Below are 20,084 nucleotides of genomic sequence, written 5' to 3' on the forward strand. Positions count from 1 at the left end.
CGTCAGGCCTGTGGTCAGGTCCGGGGCCGTCCGGGTCAGGGGTTGCGGCGCGCGCCGATCCAGGCGGTCATCTCGGCGGCGGGCATGGGGCGCGCGAAGTGGTAGCCCTGCATGGCCGCGCAGCCCAGGCGGGCGAGTACCTCGACCTGGCGGGGCGTTTCGACGCCTTCGGCCAGCACGTCGAGGTTCATGGCCTGCCCGATGCCGATGACGGCTTCCACGATGGCCACGTCGTTGCGGTCGGTCGCGACGTCCCGCACGAACGCCCGGTCGATCTTCAGGGTGTGGACCGGGAACAGTTTCAGGTAACTGAGGCTGGAGAATCCCGTGCCGAAATCGTCGATGGACAGGCGCACGCCGAGGTCCCGTAGCACCACCAGCCGCTCGCGGGCCTCCTCGGGGTCCGGCGCGAGGAGACTCTCGGTGATTTCCAGTTCCAGCAGGCCCGGCGTGAGGCCGCTGGCGTGCAGGGTGCCGCGCACCTGCTCGACGAAGTCCGGTTGCGAGAACTGCAACGCGGAGATGTTCACCGCGACAGGCAGCGGTTCGGGCAGCGTCCGTTCCCACTGGCGGGCCTGCGCGCACGCCTGCTCCAGCACCCAGCGGCCGAGCGGGAGGATCAGGCCGCTCTCCTCGGCGGCGGGAATGAAGTCGGCCGGGGAGACGGGCGTGCCGTCCGGCAGTGTCCAGCGCAGCAGCGCCTCCACGCCCGTCACGGCTCCGGTCACGGCGTTCACCTTCGGCTGGTAGTGCAGGGTGAACGCGCCGTCGGTCACGGCGCCGCGCAGCTGCGTGATCAGGCGGTGGCGTTGCTCGACGGACGCCAGCAGGTCCCGCGAGAAGAACTGCGTCCGGCCCCGACCGGCGGCCTTGGCCTGGTACATGGCGACGTCCGCGTGCCGCAGGAGCGTGCCGACGTCCTCGCCGTCGGTGGGGCACAGGGCGATGCCCAGACTGAACGAGATGTTCAGCACGTGTTCGCCGACCTCGTACGGCTGCCGCAGGTACTCCTCGAGGCGGTCCGCGAAGGCCCGGACGTCCATCACGGTCCGCAGTTCCGTGAGCAGCAGCACGAACTCGTCCCCACCCTGCCGGCTCACGGTGTCGGTTTCGCGCACCAGTTCGCCCAGGCGGCGCGACACGGCGCGCAGCAGTTCGTCGCCCACCTGATGCCCGAGCGAGTCGTTCACGTACTTGAAGTGGTCGAGGTCCATGAACACCAGCGCGAAGGGCCGCCCGCCCCGGCGGTGGCGGGCCAGGGCCTGCTGGATGCGGTCCTGTAGCAGCACGCGGTTCGGAAGGTCCGTCAGGGCGTCGTGCTGCGCGAGGTGACTCATGCGGACCGCCATGGCCCGCGTCTCGCTGACGTCATGGAAGACGATCACGCCGCCCAGCGTCGTGCCGTCGGGCCGACGGATCGGCGCGGCGGAATCCGCGATGGTCCGCGCCGTACCCGCCCGGCTGCGCAGGGTCGTGTCGAACGCCATGCCCACCACCCGCTGCTCCTGCAAGGCCACGAGCAGGGGATTGTGGACGCGCTGCTCGTCGCGTTCGGTGCTCAGGTGCATGATCCCCTCGATGGGCTGGCCGCTGCCCTCGGCGGCGCTCCAGCCGGTCAGCTTCTCCGCGACCGGGTTCATGAACGTCACGCGCCCCTGGGGGTCGGTGGTGATCACGCCGTCCCCGATGGACTGCAGGGTGGTCCTGGCCCACTCGCGCTCCTCCATGAGCGCCTGCTCGGCGCGGTAGCGGCTGGTGATGTCCACGGCCAGCACGAACAGGCCATGCACCTCGCCGCCGTGCAGGTCCGGCACGTACGACACCATCACGTGCCGCTCCTGTCCGTGCGCGTCGGTCAGGGACCGCTCGAAGTGCTGCTCGGCCCCGGCCAGGGCGGCGCGCATGAACGGTTCGTTCAGGCGGTACATCTCCTCGCCGATCACCTCACGGACGTGCAGGCCCCGCAGTTCCGAGTGCGGCCGCCCGTACCACTCCTGGTACGCGACGTTCCCGTACTGGTGACGTAATTCCCGGTCCTTGTACCCGATCAGTCCCGGCACGGCGTTCATGATCGCCTGAAGGTGCGCCTGCGTGCGCTGCAGTTCGTGACGGGCGCCCACCTGCTCGGTCACGTCCCGCAGCGTGCCGGTCACGCGTTCCGGCGTGCCGTCGGCATTCCAGACGCTCACCTGCCCGCGCAGCAGCACCCACACCCACTGCCCGTTGCGGTGACGCATGCGGTGCTCGAACTCGTACGACGCCGTTTCCAGCGCCACGTGCTGCTGGTACCGCGGCATCAGCCCCGGCCGGTCGTCCGGGTGAATCAGGTTCAGCCACACGTCCACCGTCACGTCCAGCGCGCTGCGGTGGTACCCCAGGATGCGTTTCCAGCCGGGCGACACGTAGATCGTTTCCCGCTGCGGGTACCAGTCCCACACGCCGTCATGACTGCCGTTCAGGGCCAGCCGCAGGCGTTCCGCCTCGGCCGTGACGGCCGCGAGTTCCGCCTGCACGTCCAGCAGCGCCTGACGCTGCGCATCCCGCCGCACCACGATCAACGCCACACCCGGCGCGCCCGGCACCGCCGAGACCGTCACCGACACCCACCCGCTCCCCTGCCCCGGATGCAGCCGGGCCACGAACGCCGCCTCCTGCCGCGCGCCGCCCAGCACGTCCGACACCGCCCGCAACTGCCCCGGCAGGTCCTCCGGGTGCAGCAGGTCCGGCAGCGTGCCCGCTCCCGCTTCCGGAACACTCACGTGCGACAGCCAGCGCCACAGCGCCCGGTTTGCATCCCGGAACCGCAGGTCCAGGTCAATCAGGGCCACACCGTCACTGAACTGCGCAAAAGCACTCACGAACGTGAGCCCAGGTTGAAGCATGCGCACAGCGTAGCAGGCGCACACCAATCTGCACGCCACAGGCCCACCGGGGGCAGGGGGGCGGGCGCGGTGTGGGCATACCCTGCCCGCTATGCTGTGCCCCGTGAGTTCCCCCTCTTCCCTGTCGACCCTGGCGGCGGCCCTGGCGGAAGCGGCGAGCGGCGAGCAGGTTCAGTCTGCCCTCGACGCGGCCTTCCCGGACGGTCTGTCCCTCCCGGACGCCCCTGCGGGGCAGCGGGAGGCGCTGGAGGTCGCGGCGGCGCTGGTGGGTGCGGCCCTGGCGCGGATCGAGGCGCAGCAGGAGGCACGGGAGGTGCGCTTGCAGCTGGAACCGCTGCGGGAGAACGCCGCGCGTCTCCAGGAGCGGTTCGACGCGCTGTTCAATGCCGCGCCGGTCGGAATCGCGGCGGGCCGGCGGAACGGCACGCTGGTCCGCGCGAACGACGCGTACCTGCATCTGCTGGGGTTCACGCGGGAGGAATTCCAGGCGGGAGCGGTGAACTGGGTGGTCCTGACACCGCCGGAGTTCGCGGAGGTCGACCGGGACGCGCTGCGCCGCGCCATCGGGGAAGGGCGGGCGGTGCGGTACGAGAAGGAGATGCGGCACCGCTCAGGCGAGCGGATCGCGCAGGAGGTGACGTTGCTGCCGCACTGGGAGGGGTCGGAGGCGGTGGGTGTGGCGTACGTGCGGGACCTGCGGCCGGAGCGGGCGGCGGCGCTGGGGCACGCGCTGGAGTTACGGGCGCGCGGTGAGGAACTCGAACGCCTGAACGCCGAGCTGACGGCCCGCAGCGAGGCGCTGGAACGCTTCGCGGAGCTGTCGCGGGATCTGGCGCTGGAGCGTGATCCGCTGGTGCTGGTGGGGCGGGCGCAGGAGATCGCGGTGTCGCTCATGCCGGGCAGCGTATGTACGTACTACGAGCCGCAGGGGCGGCTGTGGTCGTTGCGGTCGCACCGGGGAGAGTTCCGCCGTCCGGAACTGCTGGCGCGGTTGCGGCTGGGGTTGCCGCGCGGCGAGACCCTGAACGTCGACCGGCCGTTCGAGACGCTCACGCCGTACTACCAGGACGCCTTCGATCCGGCGACCGTGCAGAGTGCGGGGAGCAGCATCTCGGTCATCCGGACGTCCGCTTCGTTCCCGGTGCGGACCGGCGCGCAGCCGCGCGGTGTGCTGGTCGTGGGGCGACATGACCAGCGGGCCTGGACGACAGCGGAGCAAACGCTGCTGGAGACGGTGGTGTTCAACCTGCAGCTGGCGCTGGAGCGGGCTGAGCAGTCCGGGGAGTTGCAGCGGCGGACGCTGGCGCTGGAGCGCAGCAACGCGGAACTGGAGCGCTTCGCGTTCGTGGCCGGTCATGACCTGCAGGAGCCGCTGCGCAGCGTGACCAGTTTCGCACAGCTGCTCGTGAAACGGTTCGGGGCGCATCAGGACGACCCGCGCGCCGAGCAGTACCTGAAGCATATTCAGGGCGGCACCCAGCGCATGCAGGAGCTGATTCAGGAGCTGCTGAACTACGCCCGCGTGACCGCCGAGACGCGGCCCGCCACGCGGCAGGACACGAACGCGGTGACGGCCGCCGCCGTGCAGGACCTGCGGGCGTCCCTGAACGCGGCTGGCGCGGCGGTGACGGTGTTCGACCTGCCGCCGGTGGTGGCGGACAGCACGCAGTTGCGTCAGCTGATGCAGAACCTGATCGGGAACGCCGTGAAGTACCGTCACGCCGACCGCGCCCCGGTGGTGACCGTGACCGGCGAGCAGCGTGGACCGTGGGTGCAGATCGACGTGCACGACAACGGCCTTGGCATTGCCCCCGAGTACCACGAGCGGATCTTCACGGTGTTTCAGCGGTTGCATGCGCGCGATCAGTACGGCGGGACGGGTGTGGGCCTGACGATCGCGCGGCGGATCGTGGAACGTCACGGCGGGCAGCTGTGGGTGTCGTCGGACGGGGTCAGTGGCAGCACGTTCCACCTGACCCTGCCGGCAGCGCCGTAGGGGGGGGCGGGGCGTGTGGAGCGGCCCGGCGCGCCTCATGAAGTGTCGGTGATGGCCGGGGGCATTGCCTGAGGCTGAATGATCTGACATCATGCCACTGCTGATGTCCGACCGTTTGACTGTACTGGTAGTAGATGACAATCTGGCGGACATCCTGCTGCTGGAGGAGGTGTTCGGGGATCACGCCGAAGCGGTGGACCTCGTGACGTTCCGCAGTGGCCCAGACGTACTCAGTTACCTGCGTGACCCTTCCTGTCAGCTGCCGGACGTGCTGCTGCTGGACTGGTCCATGCCGGCCATGAATGGTCAGGAGGTGCTGGAGTCCCTGCGTGCCGAGCCGCACCTGCAGTCGCTGCCGGTGATGGTGCTCTCGGGGCACCCGCTGGAGGTGCCGGGCACGGCGGCGTGCCTGATCAAGCAGGCGTCGCTGGAGGGGCTGATGGCGTCGGTGGAGGGGCTGATCGGTGAGGTGCAGTCGTGGCGTGACGGAGCCCGGACCGCCAGTTCCGGTGGGCTGGAGTTCACCGAGTCTTAATTCAGGGCGTTCTGGGCAAACAATGGGCATTTTTTCTCGTTGCATGCTGAAAATGAAGATAGGTTAAGGGCCGTATGCCTCAAGTCATCACCGTCCTGCTCATCGACGACAACCCGGCGGACCTGACGCTGGCGCAGGAGGCGTTCGAGGACCACAGCGACCACGTCACCCTGATCACCTGCAACGACGGCGCCAGGGCCATCGGCCTCCTCAAGGACAGCAGCCGCGCCCTGCCGGACGTGATCGTCCTCGACGTGAACATGCCGGTCATGAGCGGCTTCGACGTGCTGCGCATCATCCGTGACGACGAGGAACTCCGGCACCTGCCGGTCGTGATGCTCAGCACCTCCGGCAGCGAGGCCGACATCGGACAGGCTTACGACCTGATCGCCAGTTCGTACATGCTCAAGAACGCCAGCTTCACCGAGTTCGTCGGGCAGATCGACCAGTTCGTGAAATTCTGGACCGGCTGCCAGTTCAAACGGCCCCGCCGCGCCTGAACGCCGCACCCGCCGCACAGTCCCTGGACGGACACCACAGTTACCCGCCGCAGCGTCGGCTATCGTGACGGGCATGTACGCCGCCGAATCCGTCGTCCCGACCAGCCGGCCCGACCTTCCCCTCTCGGTCCTGCTGGTGGACGACGACTCCACGGATCTCGAACTGGCTGCCATCGTCTTCGGTGAGCATCAACTCGACGTCCACACCTGCGCGGGCGGCGCCGAAGCCCTCGCCCACCTGCGCGCCGCGCCGTCCCTGCCGCACGTGATCGTGCTGGACCTGAACATGCCGCAGATGAACGGCTTCGAGGTGCTCGACAGCATCCGCCGGGACGAAGGGCTGCGGCACCTGCCGGTCGTGATTCTCAGTACGTCCGGCGAGGCGCGCGACGTCACGCGCGCCTACGACCTGCTGGCCAGTTCCTACATGGTCAAGCAGCGTGACTTCGCCGCCTTCGAGGAACAGGTGCGGGGTTTCGTGAGCTTCTGGACGACCTGCGTGTTCCCGGCCGACGCGCCGCTGCCCTCCTGAAGCAGACAGCCTCCGATTGAATGGCCTGCAAAGCCGCTGGGTCCAAGCGGACTCGTAGAGCTGCGCCGCAGAACGAGTAGGAGCAGAACGCCCCTCCTGACGTGGAGTTGGGAACCCGGCGCCCTTCCGGGTTGTCAACGAAACAGACGGAATCCGCAGCAGAAGAGTATGGGGAACGGGTCAACAGTCGCCCACTGCCGGAAGTTAGGGCCCATCATGAACTGGGCTTTAGCAGCCGCTCACCACGCCAGCCGGTCGTCCAGAGACGCGGCGCCGTCCCACCGGAGCAGCGCCGGCCTGCGCGGTCCGCGCCGAACGGCTTTCTACCGGCCGGAGTCGGAGCCGGGCAGGGGCGGTTCGTCGGTCGTGGGCCAGCTGCGGAACAGGCCCGAGCCGCCCCGCTTGGCGAGGTACATGCGGTGGTCGGCGCTCGAGAGCAGCGGTGAGAGAGTGCGCGGTCCGGTGATGGAGTGCGCCAGTCCGGCCGACACGCCCACCCGCAGGTCCGGCGGGAGGCCCGGGCCGCTGACGGGGGTATGGGTGATGGCGGCGCCGACGGCCCGCAGCAGCGCCTCGCCGTGGTCGGGGGGGCCGCGGAAGGCGACGGCGAACTCGTCACCACTCAGGCGGGCCGCGAGGTCGTCCGGGCGGAGCAGGGCGCCGCGCAGGCGGCGGGCGACCTCGCGCAGCACCAGATCGCCCGCCGCGTGACCGTGGTGGTCGTTCACGGCCTTGAATCCGTTCAGGTCGAGGAAGATCACGCCGACGCCCTCATCTGCTGCGCCCCTGTCCGCCGCCCCCCTGTCTGCCGCGCCGCCAGTCGCCGCGCCTGGCTCACGGGCCGCGCCGTTACGGGCTCCTGCGGGGGCCGGGTCGGCCCAGCGGGCCAGGGTGTCCATCAGGGCGCGCCGGTTGGGCAGGCCGGTCAGGTCGTCGGTGTGCAGTTGCCGGTGCAGGTCCGCGCGGCTGCGGCCCAGCGCGCGGGAGGTTTCCCGCAGGCGTTCGAGCAGGCGCAGCTGCCGCGTGACGAGCAGCCGGTAACGCGCCGTGAGCAGTCCGGCGATCAGCAGCGTGACGGTCATGTGGACCGCGCCGCCCTGTGACGTGCCGCGCAGCGTCCAGCCGCTCACGAAGGCTCCGAGGAGCGCGAGGAACGGCCAGAAGCTCAGCAGGGACCGCAGGCCGGGCGGGAGGGGCCGGGCGCGCAGCAGCACGCGGTCGTCCGGGTCCAGGGCCAGCAGGGCCGACAGGGCGATCAGGGCGAAGGTGGCGTTCCACAGGTGCAGGACCGGCCGCAGGTTCAGGTAGTCCCCGGCGGCGACCCGCCCGACGTACCACAGGTCACCCAGGCCGATCAGCAGCACGGCGGTGGCCAGCAGCAGCTGATGGAGGCGCAGCTGCCGGGTGCGGGCCAGCAGGAGCCAGCCGGTGATCAGCAGCAGCCACAGGTCCAGCACCGGGAAGATCGCCTGAATCCAGGCGGTAGCGTGCCCGGCGCGTGAGAGCGGCAGCAGCAGCGGCAGCGTGAGGGTCAGGGTCACGGCGGCCACATCGATCTGAAGGGCGGGTGGTGAGGCGCGCGCACCGCTGAGATCCAGCAGGGCGCGCAGCGTCAGCGGGTACAGCAGCAGGAAACACAGGTCCGAGGCGCGCGGCACCCATCCGGCGCGGGGACCGGGGGCTTCGACATGAAAGAACAGGATCTCCCCGGCGCAGTACGCGGTCAGGGCGGCCAGCAACCAGCGGAACGCCGACGCACGCGGGCGCGGCACGCAGACGGCGGCGTTCAGGACCATGATCAGGCACGCGGCCCGGACCAGACCGGCGCTGAACATGGTCAGATTCAGGTTCTGGGCGACGGGCGGCAGGGCCGCGACGACCACGGCGGCCAGCAGACCGGCCCCCAGGCTGAAGGCGGGGTCGGCCCGGTGAAACGCATGGCGCGGCACACTCCCAGCGTGTCACATCAGTTCCTCATTCGTAACAAATATGGAGCGTCACGGTCTTCATGCAGCGCCGGGCGGTTTCTCATACAGACTCCGGGCAGATGGCCTGCACAGCCATTCGCCCGGAGCCCGTATCCGCTGGGGCGGCGTCCGGCTTCAGCGGGTTTTCGTGACCTTGCTGAGCAGCGGCGGCTGGTCGGGGTTCAGCCCACGCGCCAGTGAGAGGTGCGCGGCGAACAGGTAGAACGCCAGGGCGCTGGGGACCGTGTCGGTCAGGCCGTGCCCGGTGCCGGGCGTGGTGAGGGTGCTGCCGCTGGCGGGGCCGATGGTGCGAAGGTCCGCGCCGTCCCCCTGCAGGGCGTCCAGCGCGGCGCGGGTGGCGGCCCCGGCCTGATCGGCGGGCGTGAAGGCCAGGACCGGGAGGCCCTCGGCGAGCAGGCGTTTGGGGCCGTGGCTGAACTCGGCGGCGGAGTACGCCTCGGCGTGGATGCCGCTGGTTTCCTTGAGTTTCAGGGCGGCTTCCTGCGCCACGCCGTAGTGCAGGCCGCGCGTGAGGACGATCAGGTTCTCCGCGAAACGGTAGCGGTCGGCCAGATCGCGGGCCTGACCTTCGAGGGCCAGGGTGGCTTCCAGCGCGGCGGGCAGGGCGTGCAGGCCGCGCAGCAGGGCGTCGTCGCCGCTGAGGTCAGCGATGACGGGCAGCAGCGCGGTCAGGCTGGCGAGGTAGCTCTTGGTGGCGGCCACAGCGCGTTCCTCACCGCCGCGCAGCGGCAGGACGAACTCGGCGGCGCGCGCGAGGTCGCTGTCCTCCACGTTCACGAGCGCGACGGTCAGCGCGCCGCACTCGCGGGCCGCGCGGACGTTCTCGACCACGTCGGGACTGGCGCCGCTCTGGGACACGGCGATCACCAGGGCGCCGCGCAGGTCCAAGCGCGCGCCGTACAGGGTGTGAACGCTGGGGCCGAGGCTGGCGACCGGCAGGCCCAGCTGCGTTTCCAGGGCGTACTTGAGGACCGTGCAGGCGTGGTCGCTGCTGCCGCGCGCGATGGTGACGGCGTACGCGGGTTTCAGCGCGCGGATGGCGGCGGCCAGGGCGCGGCTGACGTCGGCGTTTTCAGCGAGCTGGCGGCGGGTGACGTCCGGGGACTGCCGGGCTTCCTGCAACATCAGGGGATCGGTCATGGGTTCTCCAGGGTGGGGGTTCCGGCGACGGGTGTGCCGGCGATGGGCACTCCGGCGACATGCACGGCCTGCACGGTCAGGTCCGGGTCGAGGGTGACGAGGTCGGCGCGCAGGCCGGGCCTGAGTTTGCCCCGGTCGTGCAGGCCAATCGAGCGGGCGGGGGTCAGGCTGGCCATGCGGGCCGCTTCCGGCAGGGGAATGCCCGCGGCGACGGCGCGGCGCAGGGCGGCGTCCATGGTCAGGACGCTCCCGGCGATGGTGCCGTCCGGGAGGGTAGCCTTCCCGCCGCGTACCGTGACGGGCTGCCCGCCGAGTTCGCTGGGGCCGTCACCCAGTCCGGCGGCGCGCATGGCGTCCGTGATCAGGATCACGCGTTCCGGCGCGGCGGCCCGCGCGAGGCGCACGGCCGTGTCGTGCAGGTGAATGCCGTCCAGAATGACTTCCAGCGTGGCGTGCGGGTCGGCCATCAGCGCGCCGGGCACGCCGGGGTTGCGGCCCTCGACGCCGCCCATGGCGTTGAACAGGTGCGTGGCGCAGGTCTGCGCGCCCGCCGCACTCAGCAGGGCGAGCAGGCCGGTCACGGTATCGGCGTCGGCGCGGCTGTGTCCGATGCCGACGCGCACGCCCGCGCGGGCAAAGGCCAGGGCCGCTTCCCGCGCGCCCGGCAGTTCCGGGGCCAGGGTCACGGCCCGCAGGACGCCCGTGGCAATGACCTGGGTCACCAGCGCCTCGGCGGGGTCCACCGCGCAGGGCGGTTGCGCACCCAGCCGGCCGGGGCTGATGAACGGCCCTTCCAGATGCGCGCCCGCGATGGCGGCGCCGCCGGGCACACCCGCGCGCATCACTTCCGCCACGCCGCGCAGCGCCTCCAGCACCGCCTCCCAGGGGTGGGTGATGGTGGTGGGCAGCAGCGTGGTCGTGCCGTGCCGGGCGTGCAGGCGGGCCAGGGTGCGAACGCCGTCCGGGCCGTCCATGGTGTCCCCGCCGCCGCCGCCATGAACGTGGGTGTCCACGAAGCCGGGCAGGATCACCCGGTCACGCGGGGCGTGCGGGTCAGGTTCTACGGCGCGGATCAGGCCGCCCTGAAGGGTCAGGCGGCCCGGCGCGAGCTGCCCCTGCGGGCCGGGCATCAGCAGCAGGCCGCGCAGGACCGTCACGCCCGCTCCGTCAGGCATCGGCTCAGCCATCCGTGGGAGTCGGGGTCAGGTCGGGGTAGGCGGCGCGCACGGCGGCCTCGACCTCGGCGGCGTGGCTGAGGGTCAGGGCGTGCGCGGCCAGTTCGCGGGCCTGCGCGGCGTTCAGGTTCAGCACCTGCTCGCGGCGCGGCAGCAGCGCGGGCGCGCTCATGGAGAGTTCCGTGACGCCCAGTCCGACCAGCAGCGGCAGCGCCAGGGGATCACCGGCCATCTCGCCGCACACGCCCACCCATTTCCCGTGGCGGGCGGCGCCCTGGCAGGTCAGGGCGATCAGGGTCAGCACGGCCGGATTCAGCGGCTGGTACAGGTTCGCCACGCGTTCGTTCATGCGGTCGGCAGCCATGGCGTACCCGATCAGGTCGTTGCTGCCCACGCTGAAGAAGTCCGCGTGCCGCGCGAACTGCTCGCTCAGGGCGGCGGCGGCCGGAATCTCGACCATCATCCCGACTGGAATGTCGGTGGCGACCGGCACGCCCTCGGCGGTCAGTTCGGCGCGCGCGGCGTCGAGGTGGGCGCGGGCTTCCAGGAATTCCTGCACGGTGGCGATCATGGGGAACATCACGCGCAGCTGGCCGTGCACGCTGGCGCGCAGCAGGGCGCGCAGTTGCACGCGGAACAGGTCCGGCCGCGCGAGGCACAGGCGGATGGCGCGGAAGCCCAGGAAGGGGTTCTCCTCGTGCGGGAGGCCCAGGGCGGGCAGGGCCTTGTCTCCGCCGATGTCCAGCGTGCGGATGATCACGGGGCGGCCCCCCATGCCTTCGAGGACGGCGCGGTAGGCGCGGTACTGTTCGTCCTCGCCGGGCAGGTCGCCTCGGCCCAGGAACAGGAACTCGGTGCGGTACAGGCCCACGCCCTCGGCTCCGGCGCTCAGGGCACCCGGCACCTCGGCGGGCGCGCCGATGTTCGCGGCGAGTTCCACGCGCAGGCCGTCGGCGGTGCGGCCCTCGCGGTCCTTCAGGGCGTCCAGGCGGTCCCGTTCGGCCTGCGCGGCGGCCTGCGCGGCCTGCGCGGCGCTCAGGGCGGCCGCGTCCGGGTGGACGGTCACGGTGCCCGCGTCGCCATTCACGATCAGCGGCGTGCCGCGCGTCAGGCCCGCCAGGGCGGCCTCGCCCACGCCGACCACGGCGGGCAGGCCCAGGCCGCGCGCCATGATCGCGCTGTGGCTGGTGCGCCCACCCACGGCCGTGACGACGCCCCGCACCAGGGCGGGGTCCAGTCCGGCGGTGTCGCTGGGCGTCAGGTCGTGCGCGACCACGATGGCCGGTTCGCGCAGTTCACCCAGGCTGGCCAGGGGTCGGCCCAGCAGGTGAGAGAGCACGCGGGCGCGCAGGTCGCGCAGGTCGGCGGCCCGCTCGCGCAGGTACGGGTCGTCCAGGCTCTCGAACATCCCGATGAACGCCCCGAACGCGCCGTGCACGGCCGCCTCGGCATTCGCGCCCCCGGTCAGGGTTTCCTGGATGGCCGCGCCGAGTTCCGGGTCATCGAGCAGCAGCAGGTGCGCGTCGAAGATCGCGGCGGCGTCGTCACCCAGGCGAGCGCGGGCGCCCTCGCGCACCCCGTGCAGGTCCGTGCGGCTCTCCGAGAGCGCGGCGTCCAGGCGGGCGCGCTCGGCGGCCGGGTCCTGTCCGGTCAGGGTCTCGAAGCTCAGGTTCGGGGGGATCAGGACGAAGGCCGGGCCGATGCCGGTGCCGGGGGAGGCGGCCACGCCGCTCAGCGTGACCGGACCAGCGGCGGGCGTGAGGGCCGGGTCAGGCACGGCGGGGACAGTGGTCGGGTCAGGCACGGCGGGCGAGGCCCTGTTCTTCCAGGCGGGCGGCGATGGCCTCGACGGCGGCCTGCGCGTCGTCACCGGTCGCGCGGACGCTGAAGCTGGCGCCGCTGGCGAGACCGACGCCCATGACGGACATCATGCTCTTGAGGTTCACGGCCTTGTCGGCGGTGACGAGTTCGATGGCGCTGGCGAACGGCGCGGCCACCTGCACGAGCTGGGCGGCGGGGCGGGCGTGCAGGCCGTGTTCGGCGGTGACGGTGAAGTTCTGTTCCATGATGATGTCTCCTTGAGGAATGGGGGCGCGGGCGAACGTCATGGCCGCCCGCGCGGGCTTGAGGGTCAGGCGCAGGGGATCAGGACTTCAGCGTGACGGTCTGACCGTCGATCTGCACGCTCTGGTCCGGGGCGAGGTTCGTGAAGATCACGGGCGTGATCAGGCTGGGCACGCGGGGGCGCACGGCGTCCAGGTCCACGTCCACCAGGGTCTGCCCGGCGGTCACGCGGTCGCCCTGCGCGACGCGGGCGGTGAAGCCCTCGCCGTTCAGGCTGACCGTGTCGATGCCGACGTGCACGAGGACTTCCAGGCCGCTGTCGGCGCGCAGGCCGATGGCGTGACCGGTGGGGAACAGCGTGACGACCTCGCCGCTGACGGGGGCGACGACGCGGCCGCCGGTGGGTTCGATGGCGAAGCCGTCACCCATGACCCGGCCGCTGAAGACGGGGTCGGGCACGTCCGTGATGGGCAGCACGCGCCCCGGCATGGGCAGCGTGAAGTCGGCAGGCAGGGCGGGCGCGCCGCCGGCGGTCTGCGGGATGGGGTTGGGCTGGGTGGTGATGGCGGGCGCGGCCGGGCCGACGTGAACCTGGGCGGGCGCGGCGTCGGCGGGGCGGGTCGCGGCGGGGTTGGCCTCGGTGTACGCGCCTTCCTCGATCACGCGGCGCATCTCCTCTTTCAGCTGGTCGCTGCGGGTGCCGTACACGGCCTGCACGCTGTTGCCGACTTCCAGCACGCCGGCGGCGCCGAGCATCTGGAGCTGGCTCTTGCTGACGCGGCTCTTGTCGTTCACGCTGACGCGCAGGCGGGTGATGCAGGCGTCGAGGTTGCTGATGTTGCTGGGGCCGCCCAGGGCGCGCAGGATGTCCACGGCCAGTTCGCGGTCCCCGCCGGCGGCGCGGACGGTGGCGGCGGCGGTGTCCTCGCTGCTGACCTCCTCACGGCCGGGGGTCATGATGTTGAAGCGGCGGATGACGGCGCGGAACACCACATAGTACACGGCGGCGAACACGAGGCCCACGACCGGCACCAGCCACGCGCGGGTGCTCTTGGGCATCAGCAGGAAGTAGTCGATGGCCCCGCCGCTGAAGGTGAAGCCGCTGCGCGACCCGAGGACGTTCATGACCATGAAGCTCAGGCCGGTCATGGCGGCGTGGAACACGTACAGCAGCGGCGCGACGAACATGAACGCGAACTCGATGGGTTCGGTGATGCCGGTCAGGAAGGAGGTCAGGGCGGCGCTGCCCATGATCCCGGCGATGACCTTGCGGCGCTCCGGGCGGGCTTCGTGCACGATCGCCAGCGCGGCGGCGGGCAGGGCGAACAGCATGATCGGGAAGAAGCCGGTCATGAAGATCCCGGCGCTGCGGTCCCCGGCGATGTAGCGGGTCAGGTCGCCGCGCACGACCTCACCGGCGGGCGTGGTGTACTCCCCGGCGATGAACCAGAACGGCTGGTACCAGATGTGGTGCAGCCCGAACGGGATCAGCAGGCGGTTCACGAAGCCGAAGATGCCGCTGGCCGCGACGGGCGCGCCCTCGGTGGCGACGTTCGAGAAGGCGTTCAGGCCCTGCTGCACCGGCGGCCACAGGTAGGTCAGCAGGATGCCGACCACGATGGCCGAGGCGGCCGTGACGATCGGCACGAAGCGCCGTCCCGCGAAGAAGCCCAGGAAGGCGGGCAGGCGGATGTCCTTGTAGCGGTTGTACAGGAACGCGGAGAGCAGGCCCATCAGGATGCCGCCGAACACGCCGGTCTGCAGCGAGTTGATACCCAGCACCTTGGCGTACGCGCCCTTGCTGGCGGCGCTCAGCGCGTCGAATTTCGCGGCGTCACCGAGGCCCAGGTAGGCGCTGATGGTGGCGTGCATGACCAGGAAACCGACCAGCGCGGCGAGCGCCGCGACACCCGCGCCGGACGCGAGGCCGATGGCCACGCCCAGCGCGAAGATGACCGGGAGGTTCCCGAAGATCACGTCGGACGCGCCGACCATCATGCGGCCGGTGAACTGCAGCCACTCGGGAATGCTGGCGTGCCAGGAGTAACTGGGGTCGTTGAAGGCCGAGCCGAAGCCCAGCAGCAGTCCGGCGGCGGGCAGCACCGCGACCGGGAGCATCAGGGCCTTGCCGATCTCCTGGAGGGCGGCGAAGACGGTCTTGCGGGGCGGCTTGCCCGGCACGGAGCCAGGGGCGGTGGAGGTGGGTGTGGTCATCAGACAGTGAACTCCTGGGAGAGGATGGATGTTCGCGTTCAGGCAGGAGCGGCCCTGTCAGTGGACGGGAGGGCGCATCGGCCGGGGCGCGTGGGCTGCGCGGGGCAGTCACGGGCCGGGGATCGGTGATGCGCTGGGGCCTCCACGGTCTGGCAGGCGGGGGAAGTCGGAACGCGGCTCGCTTCACTCTAGAAGTGAAAATTATTCTTGTCAATTTACTGATCCCAAAATTAATTTTCAGACAATGTGCCCTGAGGCGGCGCAGGCCGGCGTCCTGGGAACCGCCCCGCCTGCCGCGCGGCGGGCCAACCGCGCGCCTCACCCGCGCCACCACGTCCCTGAAAACCGCTGTCAGCGGTCAGGTGCGTTGACAAAAATTCTTTTCAGGCGCTACCGTACCCCTATCAGCTCACGCGACCACACCCGTCCCAGTCTCCATCCCAGTCAGGTTCCGCAGGAGGACCGCCGCATGACCACCGCCGTCACACCGGGCGCGGGCGGCGCCATCGGGCGCATCCGCCTGCACGCCGACTCGCTCTCCCCCAGCCTGCGCCGCGTCGCGGATCACGTCGTCGCGCACGCCGACACCACCGTCCACCAGACCATCACCGAGGTCGCCGCCAGCGTCGGCGTCAGCGAGGCCACCATCACGCGGCTGTGCCACAAACTGAACTACGCCGGGTTTCACGCCTTCAAGATCGCGCTCGCCAGCGACCTCGGCGGCCGCCGCCCCCGCCCGGACGAAGCCGGGGACGCCCCCAGCCAGATGCAGCGCCTGACGCAGCAGGCCGTCCGCAGCCTCGAAGGCACCGCCCGCATGCTCGACCCGCAGGTCACCGAGGACGTCGCCGACCGCCTCGCCCGCGCCCCGCGCGTGGACCTGACCGGGCAGGGCAACAGCAGCCTCACCGCGCAGTTCTTCGCGCACCGCCTGCTGCGCATCGGCGTGCCCGCCGCCACGTACCCCGACCCGCACCTCGCGGCCGTCAGCATCTCGACGCTGCCGCGCGGCAGCGTCGTCATCGGCCTGAGCGGCACCGGCAGCACCCTCGACACCATCGGGCACCTGAAACTCGCGCAGCAGTGCGGGCTGTACACGGTCGCCGTCACGCACCGCGCCGCCAGTCCCATCACCCGCCACGCCAGCGCCGTGCTGTTCACCGCCAGCCAGGAAGACCCCCTGACCGACGGCGTGCTGGACACCCTGACCAGCCAGCTGCTGCTGCTCGAGGCACTGTACGCCGCCCTGCTGACCCGCCGCCCCGAGGCGGACGCCATGCTGCGCGTCACCGCCAACAGCGTCGGCGAGAAGAAAGCCTGAGCGCGGAGCGGGTGCCCTGAGGCGCTCAGGGCGTGGTCTTCTCCTGACGCCACCGCGCCTGCCAGTCCAGGAACTGCTCGGCGCTCAGGCCCGGCGCGTACAGCCAGCCCTGCATCAGGTCGCAGCCGAGTTCCGCAAGTTGCGCGGCCTGTTCGGGCGTCTCGACGCCCTCGGCGACCACGTCGATGCCCATGGCGTGCGCCATCAGGACGCTGGCCCCGATGATCGCGCGGCTCTCGCGGCCCTCCTGGGAATCCTGACCGAGGTCGTTCACGAAGGACCGGTCGATCTTCAACTCGTCGACCGGCAGAGTCCGCACGCTGACCAGCGACGAGTACCCGGTGCCGAAATCGTCGATGCTGATCCGCACGCCCTCGTCCCGCAGCGCCTGGAGGGTCTGGCGGGTACGGGCCGGATTGTCGAGCAGGCCGGTTTCCGTGACTTCCAGCACCAGCCGCCGGGCGCTCAGGCCGCTGCCGGCCAGGGCCGCGCGGACCTGATCGGCGAAGTCCGGGGCGTTCAGCTGGACGCTGGACACGTTCACGCTCAGGCACACGCCGGTCCAGCGGGTGGCTTCCTGGCACGCGACCCGCAGCACCCAGTCCCCCAGCTGCCCCATCAGGCCGCCCATCTCGGCGACCGGAATGAACTGGTCCGGCGGCACGGAACCCAGGACCGGGTGGGTCCAGCGCAGCAGCGCCTCCGCGCCGACCAGGCTGCCCCGGCGCACGCCGATCTGCGGCTGGAACACCAGGTGGAAGTCCCCGTCGCGCAGGCTCTCGCGCAGCGCCGTTTCCAGGGTCAGGGTCTGCCGGCCCGTGCGGGTGGTCGCCTCGAACACCTGCGAGAACAGCTGGCGGCGTTTGGCAGCGTACATGGCGGCGTCGGCCTGCTGGTGCAGTTCGCTGGCGTCGCGGGCGGTGTCCGGGTACACGCTCCAGCCCAGCGACGCCTGCATCAGGACCGCGCCGCTGCCCGTCTCGAACGGCTGATCGAACACAGCGTTCAGGCCGGCCGTCACTTCCGGCAGGCGTCCGGCCGGGACGATCACCGCGAACTCGTCGCCGCCCATGCGGGCCAGGGCCGGCACGGCGTACGCAGCGCAGACCTGCTCGAGGCGGCGGGCGAGCTGCTGCAGCAGTCGGTCGCCGGCGACGTGCCCGTACCCGTCGTTCAGGAACTTGAACCGGTCGAGGTCCATCAGGCCGAACGCGAGGCGTTCACCGCCGATCTGCGCGTCGATCAGCAGCTGATCGAGCCGCTCGCCGAGGGTCACGCGGTTCATCAGGCCGGTCAGGGCGTCCGTGAAGGCCAGGGCGGACAGTCGCCGCTGCTGCAGGTGCTGCTCGACCAGCATGGACGCGGCCGGCACACGCCGCCGCAGGGTGTCGGTCAGGGGCGCCGCCCACTGGTGCGCCTGACCGTGCGCGGCGGCCAGCACGCCCAGCAGCTGCCCGTCACGGCCGTACAGCGGCAACTGCGTGAGCGTCCGCACGCCCAGCCTGGGCGCGATCTCCCGCGCGGCCAGCAGCGGCGAATCGAAATCCAGCAGGTCCGGGATGTCCATGCTCAGGCCGGTGCGGTCCGGGTCCACTTGGCCCCACATGTCCTGCAGGTGCCGGGACGGCGTGCCGTTCACGGCCTGCTGGAAGGTGCGGTTGATCTCCCCGACCACCTGCAGCGTCCCGTCCGGGTCCGCCAGGACCAGCGCGGCCTTCCAGCCGGGGTTCAGCGACTCGATGCCGCCCAGCAGGGCGTCCACGCTGTCCTGGAGGGGCGCCCCGCCCAGCGCCAGCCGGTTGGCGGCCGCGACGTGCGTCTGGACCTGCGTGGCGCGCTGCGCGTCGCTCACGTCGCGCAGGTTCACTGCCCAGTGGGTGCACTGCCCGTCCGGCGCGAGGATGGGACTGGCGTGCAGTTCCAGCCACTGGTGCGCGTCCGGCAGATACAGCACCTCGCGGCGCGGTTCGCTCGGGTGCAGCTGCCCGATCATGGCGGTGATGGTCACGCGGTTGCCGCTGCCCAGCGGCCACTCGGGCAGCGGCGCGGCCGGCAGGTCGTCCAGTCCCTGGTCGCGCAGCAGTTCGTGCAGGGCCGGGTTCCCGTACACGACGGTCAGGTACGTCGGGCCGGGCCGCGCGTCGAGCAGCAGCAGCGGGTCCACGGACGTGGCGACCATGGTCTCGAGCAGCGTCATGCGCTGACCCTGCTCGACGCTGCTGGTGACGTCCGCGCCGTGTCCGATCATGAACTGTAGCGAGCCGTCCGCCTGAAACACCGGCCAGTACGCCCGCCGGTACACGCGCGCCTCGCCGCCGGCCTGCATGGTCTCCTCCCACTGCACGGCGCGGCGGCGGGCAGCCGCTTCCCGGAAACGCTCCACCCGCCCGGAGGCCAGTTCCGGTGGATGCCCGCGCCACGCGGCGTATTCCGGGTTGGTCAGGCCGATCACGGCCGCGCGGATCCCCGGATCGCGGATCGCGGCCGGATTGCAGTACAGGTAGCGGCCCTGCGGGTCGAACAGCGCCACGTCGATCGGCAGGTGATCGAGCAGTTCGCGGTACAGCTGCTCGCCGGGCAGGTGCAGTGGCGTGGCCGCGGACGTGACCACCAGCAGGGTCGCGTGGTGGGGGGCGGGCAGCGGCAGGGCCCGTACCCGCACGCTCAGCGGCTGACCGTCGCCGCGCAGCAGTTCCAGTGGCGCGGGTTCCGGCAGGAGCGGGCCGTTCAGGAGCGCGGCCAGCTGGGCGTGATGGGTGGGCGTGACGAGCGCGGCGGCCCGCTGCCCGGTCACGGTCGGCGCGGTGCGCTCCAGCAGGGTCAGCAGGGCGGGCGTGACGCCCAGGATCCGTCCGTCCGGAGCCGCGATCAGCAGTGGGGCGGCGCTGTGGTTCAGGAGGTCCAGCGTGGCCCGGCCCAGCGCGGGGCTGTATGGTGTGGTGCTTCCTGGCGTGACCGCACCTGACTGTTCCGATTGACCACCATCCTGCATAACTCAGTATCCACTAATGGTTCTTACCTGCGTCTTGATTCGTTCTGCACGTTCCGGCCAGTCGGGACGGTCAGGCCGGTGATCAGGGCGTGCAGGGCGTCGGGCAGGACCTCGTCGAGGCGCAGGTGCAGCGCGGCGAGGTCGGTGCCGTCCAGGGCGGCGCGCACGGCGGGGCTGGGGTCGCTCATGGGTTGCAGGCCGGCGATCAGCGCCTGGGTGTAGGTGAGCAGGCGCGCGCCGCCGCCGGGCGGCAGGTCCGGCAGCGCGGTTTCGAGCAGCGGAGCGGTGCGGGCGAGGCTGGCGGGGGTTTGGGTGCCGCCGAGGTGCAGCCCGGCGAGGCGCTCGACTGGATCCGCGCGCGGCCCAAACCGCTCGCGCTGTACGTGTTCAGCCGCTCCGGCGCGGCGGCCCGCGACGTGATCGCGCAGACCAGCGCCGGGAACACGGTCGTGAATCACGGGTTCCTGAACATGATTCATCCGGGCCTGCCGTTCGGCGGGGTCGGCGGGAGCGGCCGCGGCCAGTACCACGGCGAGGCGGGCTTCCGGACCCTCTCACACGAGCGGGCGGTCCTGACACAGCGGAGCTGGAGTCCCGCCGACCTGTTCCGCCCGCCCTACGCGCGGCCCGGCGTGCAGGCGCTCTGGGCGGCCCGCCGCCTCGGCGACCGACTGCGCGGGCAGGACCGGCCCCGGCGCTGAACCCGGCGTTAAGACCTGCGTGACAGACCAACGGGTCATACTGC

Annotated in this window: 15 protein-coding genes; 6 read left to right on the forward strand and 9 right to left on the reverse strand. The window is 71.3% G+C overall.

The annotated features are described in order from the left end of the window. Window positions 1–35: 35 nt before the first annotated feature. The gene (locus tag BXU09_RS15285) at window positions 36–2,882 is read right to left on the reverse strand and encodes a bifunctional diguanylate cyclase/phosphodiesterase (RefSeq protein WP_144012276.1); all 2,847 of its coding nucleotides are present in this window, start codon (window positions 2,880–2,882) and stop codon (window positions 36–38) included. A 103-nt stretch (window positions 2,883–2,985) separates the two neighbouring features. Here BXU09_RS15285 and BXU09_RS15290 point away from each other — a divergent pair, with 103 nt between their 5' ends. From BXU09_RS15290 to BXU09_RS15305, 4 genes are all read left to right on the forward strand, one after another. Further along, entirely contained in the window at window positions 2,986–4,878 is a 1,893-nt protein-coding gene (locus BXU09_RS15290) for an ATP-binding protein (RefSeq protein WP_168174632.1), read from the forward strand. Between the two features lie 103 nt (window positions 4,879–4,981). Then, window positions 4,982–5,413 carry a response regulator gene (locus tag BXU09_RS15295; protein WP_158235772.1) on the forward strand — a complete coding sequence of 144 codons (432 nt, stop codon included), beginning with the start codon at window positions 4,982–4,984 and terminating at the stop codon, window positions 5,411–5,413. Between the two features lie 74 nt (window positions 5,414–5,487). Further along, window positions 5,488–5,913, forward strand: coding sequence for a response regulator (locus BXU09_RS15300; protein ID WP_055362841.1), 426 nt, complete (start codon window positions 5,488–5,490; stop codon window positions 5,911–5,913). Between the two features lie 73 nt (window positions 5,914–5,986). Then, window positions 5,987–6,445, forward strand: coding sequence for a response regulator (locus BXU09_RS15305; protein WP_055362848.1), 459 nt, complete (start codon window positions 5,987–5,989; stop codon window positions 6,443–6,445). 323 nt (window positions 6,446–6,768) lie between these two features. Here the strand turns inward: BXU09_RS15305 and BXU09_RS15310 are convergent, their stop codons facing one another. From BXU09_RS15310 to ptsG, 6 genes are all read right to left on the reverse strand, one after another. Then, the gene (locus tag BXU09_RS15310; protein ID WP_078305210.1) at window positions 6,769–8,394 is read right to left on the reverse strand and encodes a GGDEF domain-containing protein; all 1,626 of its coding nucleotides are present in this window, start codon (window positions 8,392–8,394) and stop codon (window positions 6,769–6,771) included. A gap of 153 nt (window positions 8,395–8,547) precedes the next feature. Then, window positions 8,548–9,573 (reverse strand): SIS domain-containing protein, encoded by a 1,026-nt coding sequence (locus tag BXU09_RS15315; protein WP_078305211.1) that lies wholly within the window; start codon window positions 9,571–9,573, stop codon window positions 8,548–8,550. Then, the gene (gene nagA, locus BXU09_RS15320; protein ID WP_240501390.1) at window positions 9,570–10,748 is read right to left on the reverse strand and encodes an N-acetylglucosamine-6-phosphate deacetylase; all 1,179 of its coding nucleotides are present in this window, start codon (window positions 10,746–10,748) and stop codon (window positions 9,570–9,572) included. The genes BXU09_RS15315 and nagA overlap by 4 nt, the downstream gene beginning before the upstream one ends. Window positions 10,749–10,752: 4 nt before the next feature. Then, complete coding sequence (gene ptsP, locus BXU09_RS15325) at window positions 10,753–12,525, reverse strand: phosphoenolpyruvate--protein phosphotransferase (protein WP_078305213.1); 1,773 nt, start codon at window positions 12,523–12,525, stop codon at window positions 10,753–10,755. Between the two features lie 19 nt (window positions 12,526–12,544). Beyond that, entirely contained in the window at window positions 12,545–12,814 is a 270-nt protein-coding gene (locus BXU09_RS15330; RefSeq protein ID WP_078305338.1) for an HPr family phosphocarrier protein, read from the reverse strand. Window positions 12,815–12,893: 79 nt separating this feature from the next. Then, a complete protein-coding gene (gene ptsG, locus BXU09_RS15335; protein WP_078305214.1) occupies window positions 12,894–15,026 on the reverse strand; it encodes a glucose-specific PTS transporter subunit IIBC in 2,133 nt (710 codons plus the stop codon). Window positions 15,027–15,495: 469 nt separating this feature from the next. Here ptsG and BXU09_RS15340 point away from each other — a divergent pair, with 469 nt between their 5' ends. Further along, complete coding sequence (locus BXU09_RS15340; RefSeq protein WP_078305215.1) at window positions 15,496–16,347, forward strand: MurR/RpiR family transcriptional regulator; 852 nt, start codon at window positions 15,496–15,498, stop codon at window positions 16,345–16,347. Between the two features lie 25 nt (window positions 16,348–16,372). Here BXU09_RS15340 and BXU09_RS15345 read toward each other — a convergent pair whose 3' ends face one another. Together BXU09_RS15345 and BXU09_RS21610 are read right to left on the reverse strand one after the other, a co-directional pair. Next, window positions 16,373–19,339, reverse strand: a complete 2,967-nt coding sequence (locus tag BXU09_RS15345; protein ID WP_078305216.1) for a bifunctional diguanylate cyclase/phosphodiesterase — start codon at window positions 19,337–19,339, stop codon at window positions 16,373–16,375. Between the two features lie 23 nt (window positions 19,340–19,362). Continuing rightward, entirely contained in the window at window positions 19,363–19,617 is a 255-nt protein-coding gene (locus tag BXU09_RS21610) for a hypothetical protein (protein WP_240501437.1), read from the reverse strand. Here BXU09_RS21610 and BXU09_RS21615 point away from each other — a divergent pair. Continuing rightward, a complete protein-coding gene (locus tag BXU09_RS21615; RefSeq protein ID WP_078305217.1) occupies window positions 19,531–20,040 on the forward strand; it encodes an aldehyde dehydrogenase family protein in 510 nt (169 codons plus the stop codon). The genes BXU09_RS21610 and BXU09_RS21615 overlap by 87 nt on opposite strands. The last annotated feature ends 44 nt before the right edge of the window (window positions 20,041–20,084 follow it).

This window comes from Deinococcus sp. LM3 (assembly GCF_002017875.1).
Taxonomy (GTDB): domain Bacteria; phylum Deinococcota; class Deinococci; order Deinococcales; family Deinococcaceae; genus Deinococcus.

Excerpts from the sequence above, each read along its gene's own strand:
- BXU09_RS15285 (WP_144012276.1), bottom strand. The coding sequence starts at position 2,882 with ATGCTTCAACCTGGGCTCACGTTCGTGAGTGCTTTTGCGCAGTTCAGT.
- BXU09_RS15295 (WP_158235772.1), top strand. The coding sequence starts at position 4,982 with ATGTCCGACCGTTTGACTGTACTGGTAGTAGATGACAATCTGGCGGAC.
- BXU09_RS15300 (WP_055362841.1), top strand. The coding sequence starts at position 5,488 with ATGCCTCAAGTCATCACCGTCCTGCTCATCGACGACAACCCGGCGGAC.
- BXU09_RS15305 (WP_055362848.1), top strand. The coding sequence starts at position 5,987 with ATGTACGCCGCCGAATCCGTCGTCCCGACCAGCCGGCCCGACCTTCCC.
- BXU09_RS15315 (WP_078305211.1), bottom strand. The coding sequence starts at position 9,573 with ATGACCGATCCCCTGATGTTGCAGGAAGCCCGGCAGTCCCCGGACGTC.
- nagA (WP_240501390.1), bottom strand. The coding sequence starts at position 10,748 with ATGCCTGACGGAGCGGGCGTGACGGTCCTGCGCGGCCTGCTGCTGATG.
- BXU09_RS15330 (WP_078305338.1), bottom strand. The coding sequence starts at position 12,814 with ATGGAACAGAACTTCACCGTCACCGCCGAACACGGCCTGCACGCCCGC.
- ptsG (WP_078305214.1), bottom strand. The coding sequence starts at position 15,026 with ATGACCACACCCACCTCCACCGCCCCTGGCTCCGTGCCGGGCAAGCCG.
- BXU09_RS15340 (WP_078305215.1), top strand. The coding sequence starts at position 15,496 with ATGACCACCGCCGTCACACCGGGCGCGGGCGGCGCCATCGGGCGCATC.
- BXU09_RS15345 (WP_078305216.1), bottom strand. The coding sequence starts at position 19,339 with ATGCAGGATGGTGGTCAATCGGAACAGTCAGGTGCGGTCACGCCAGGA.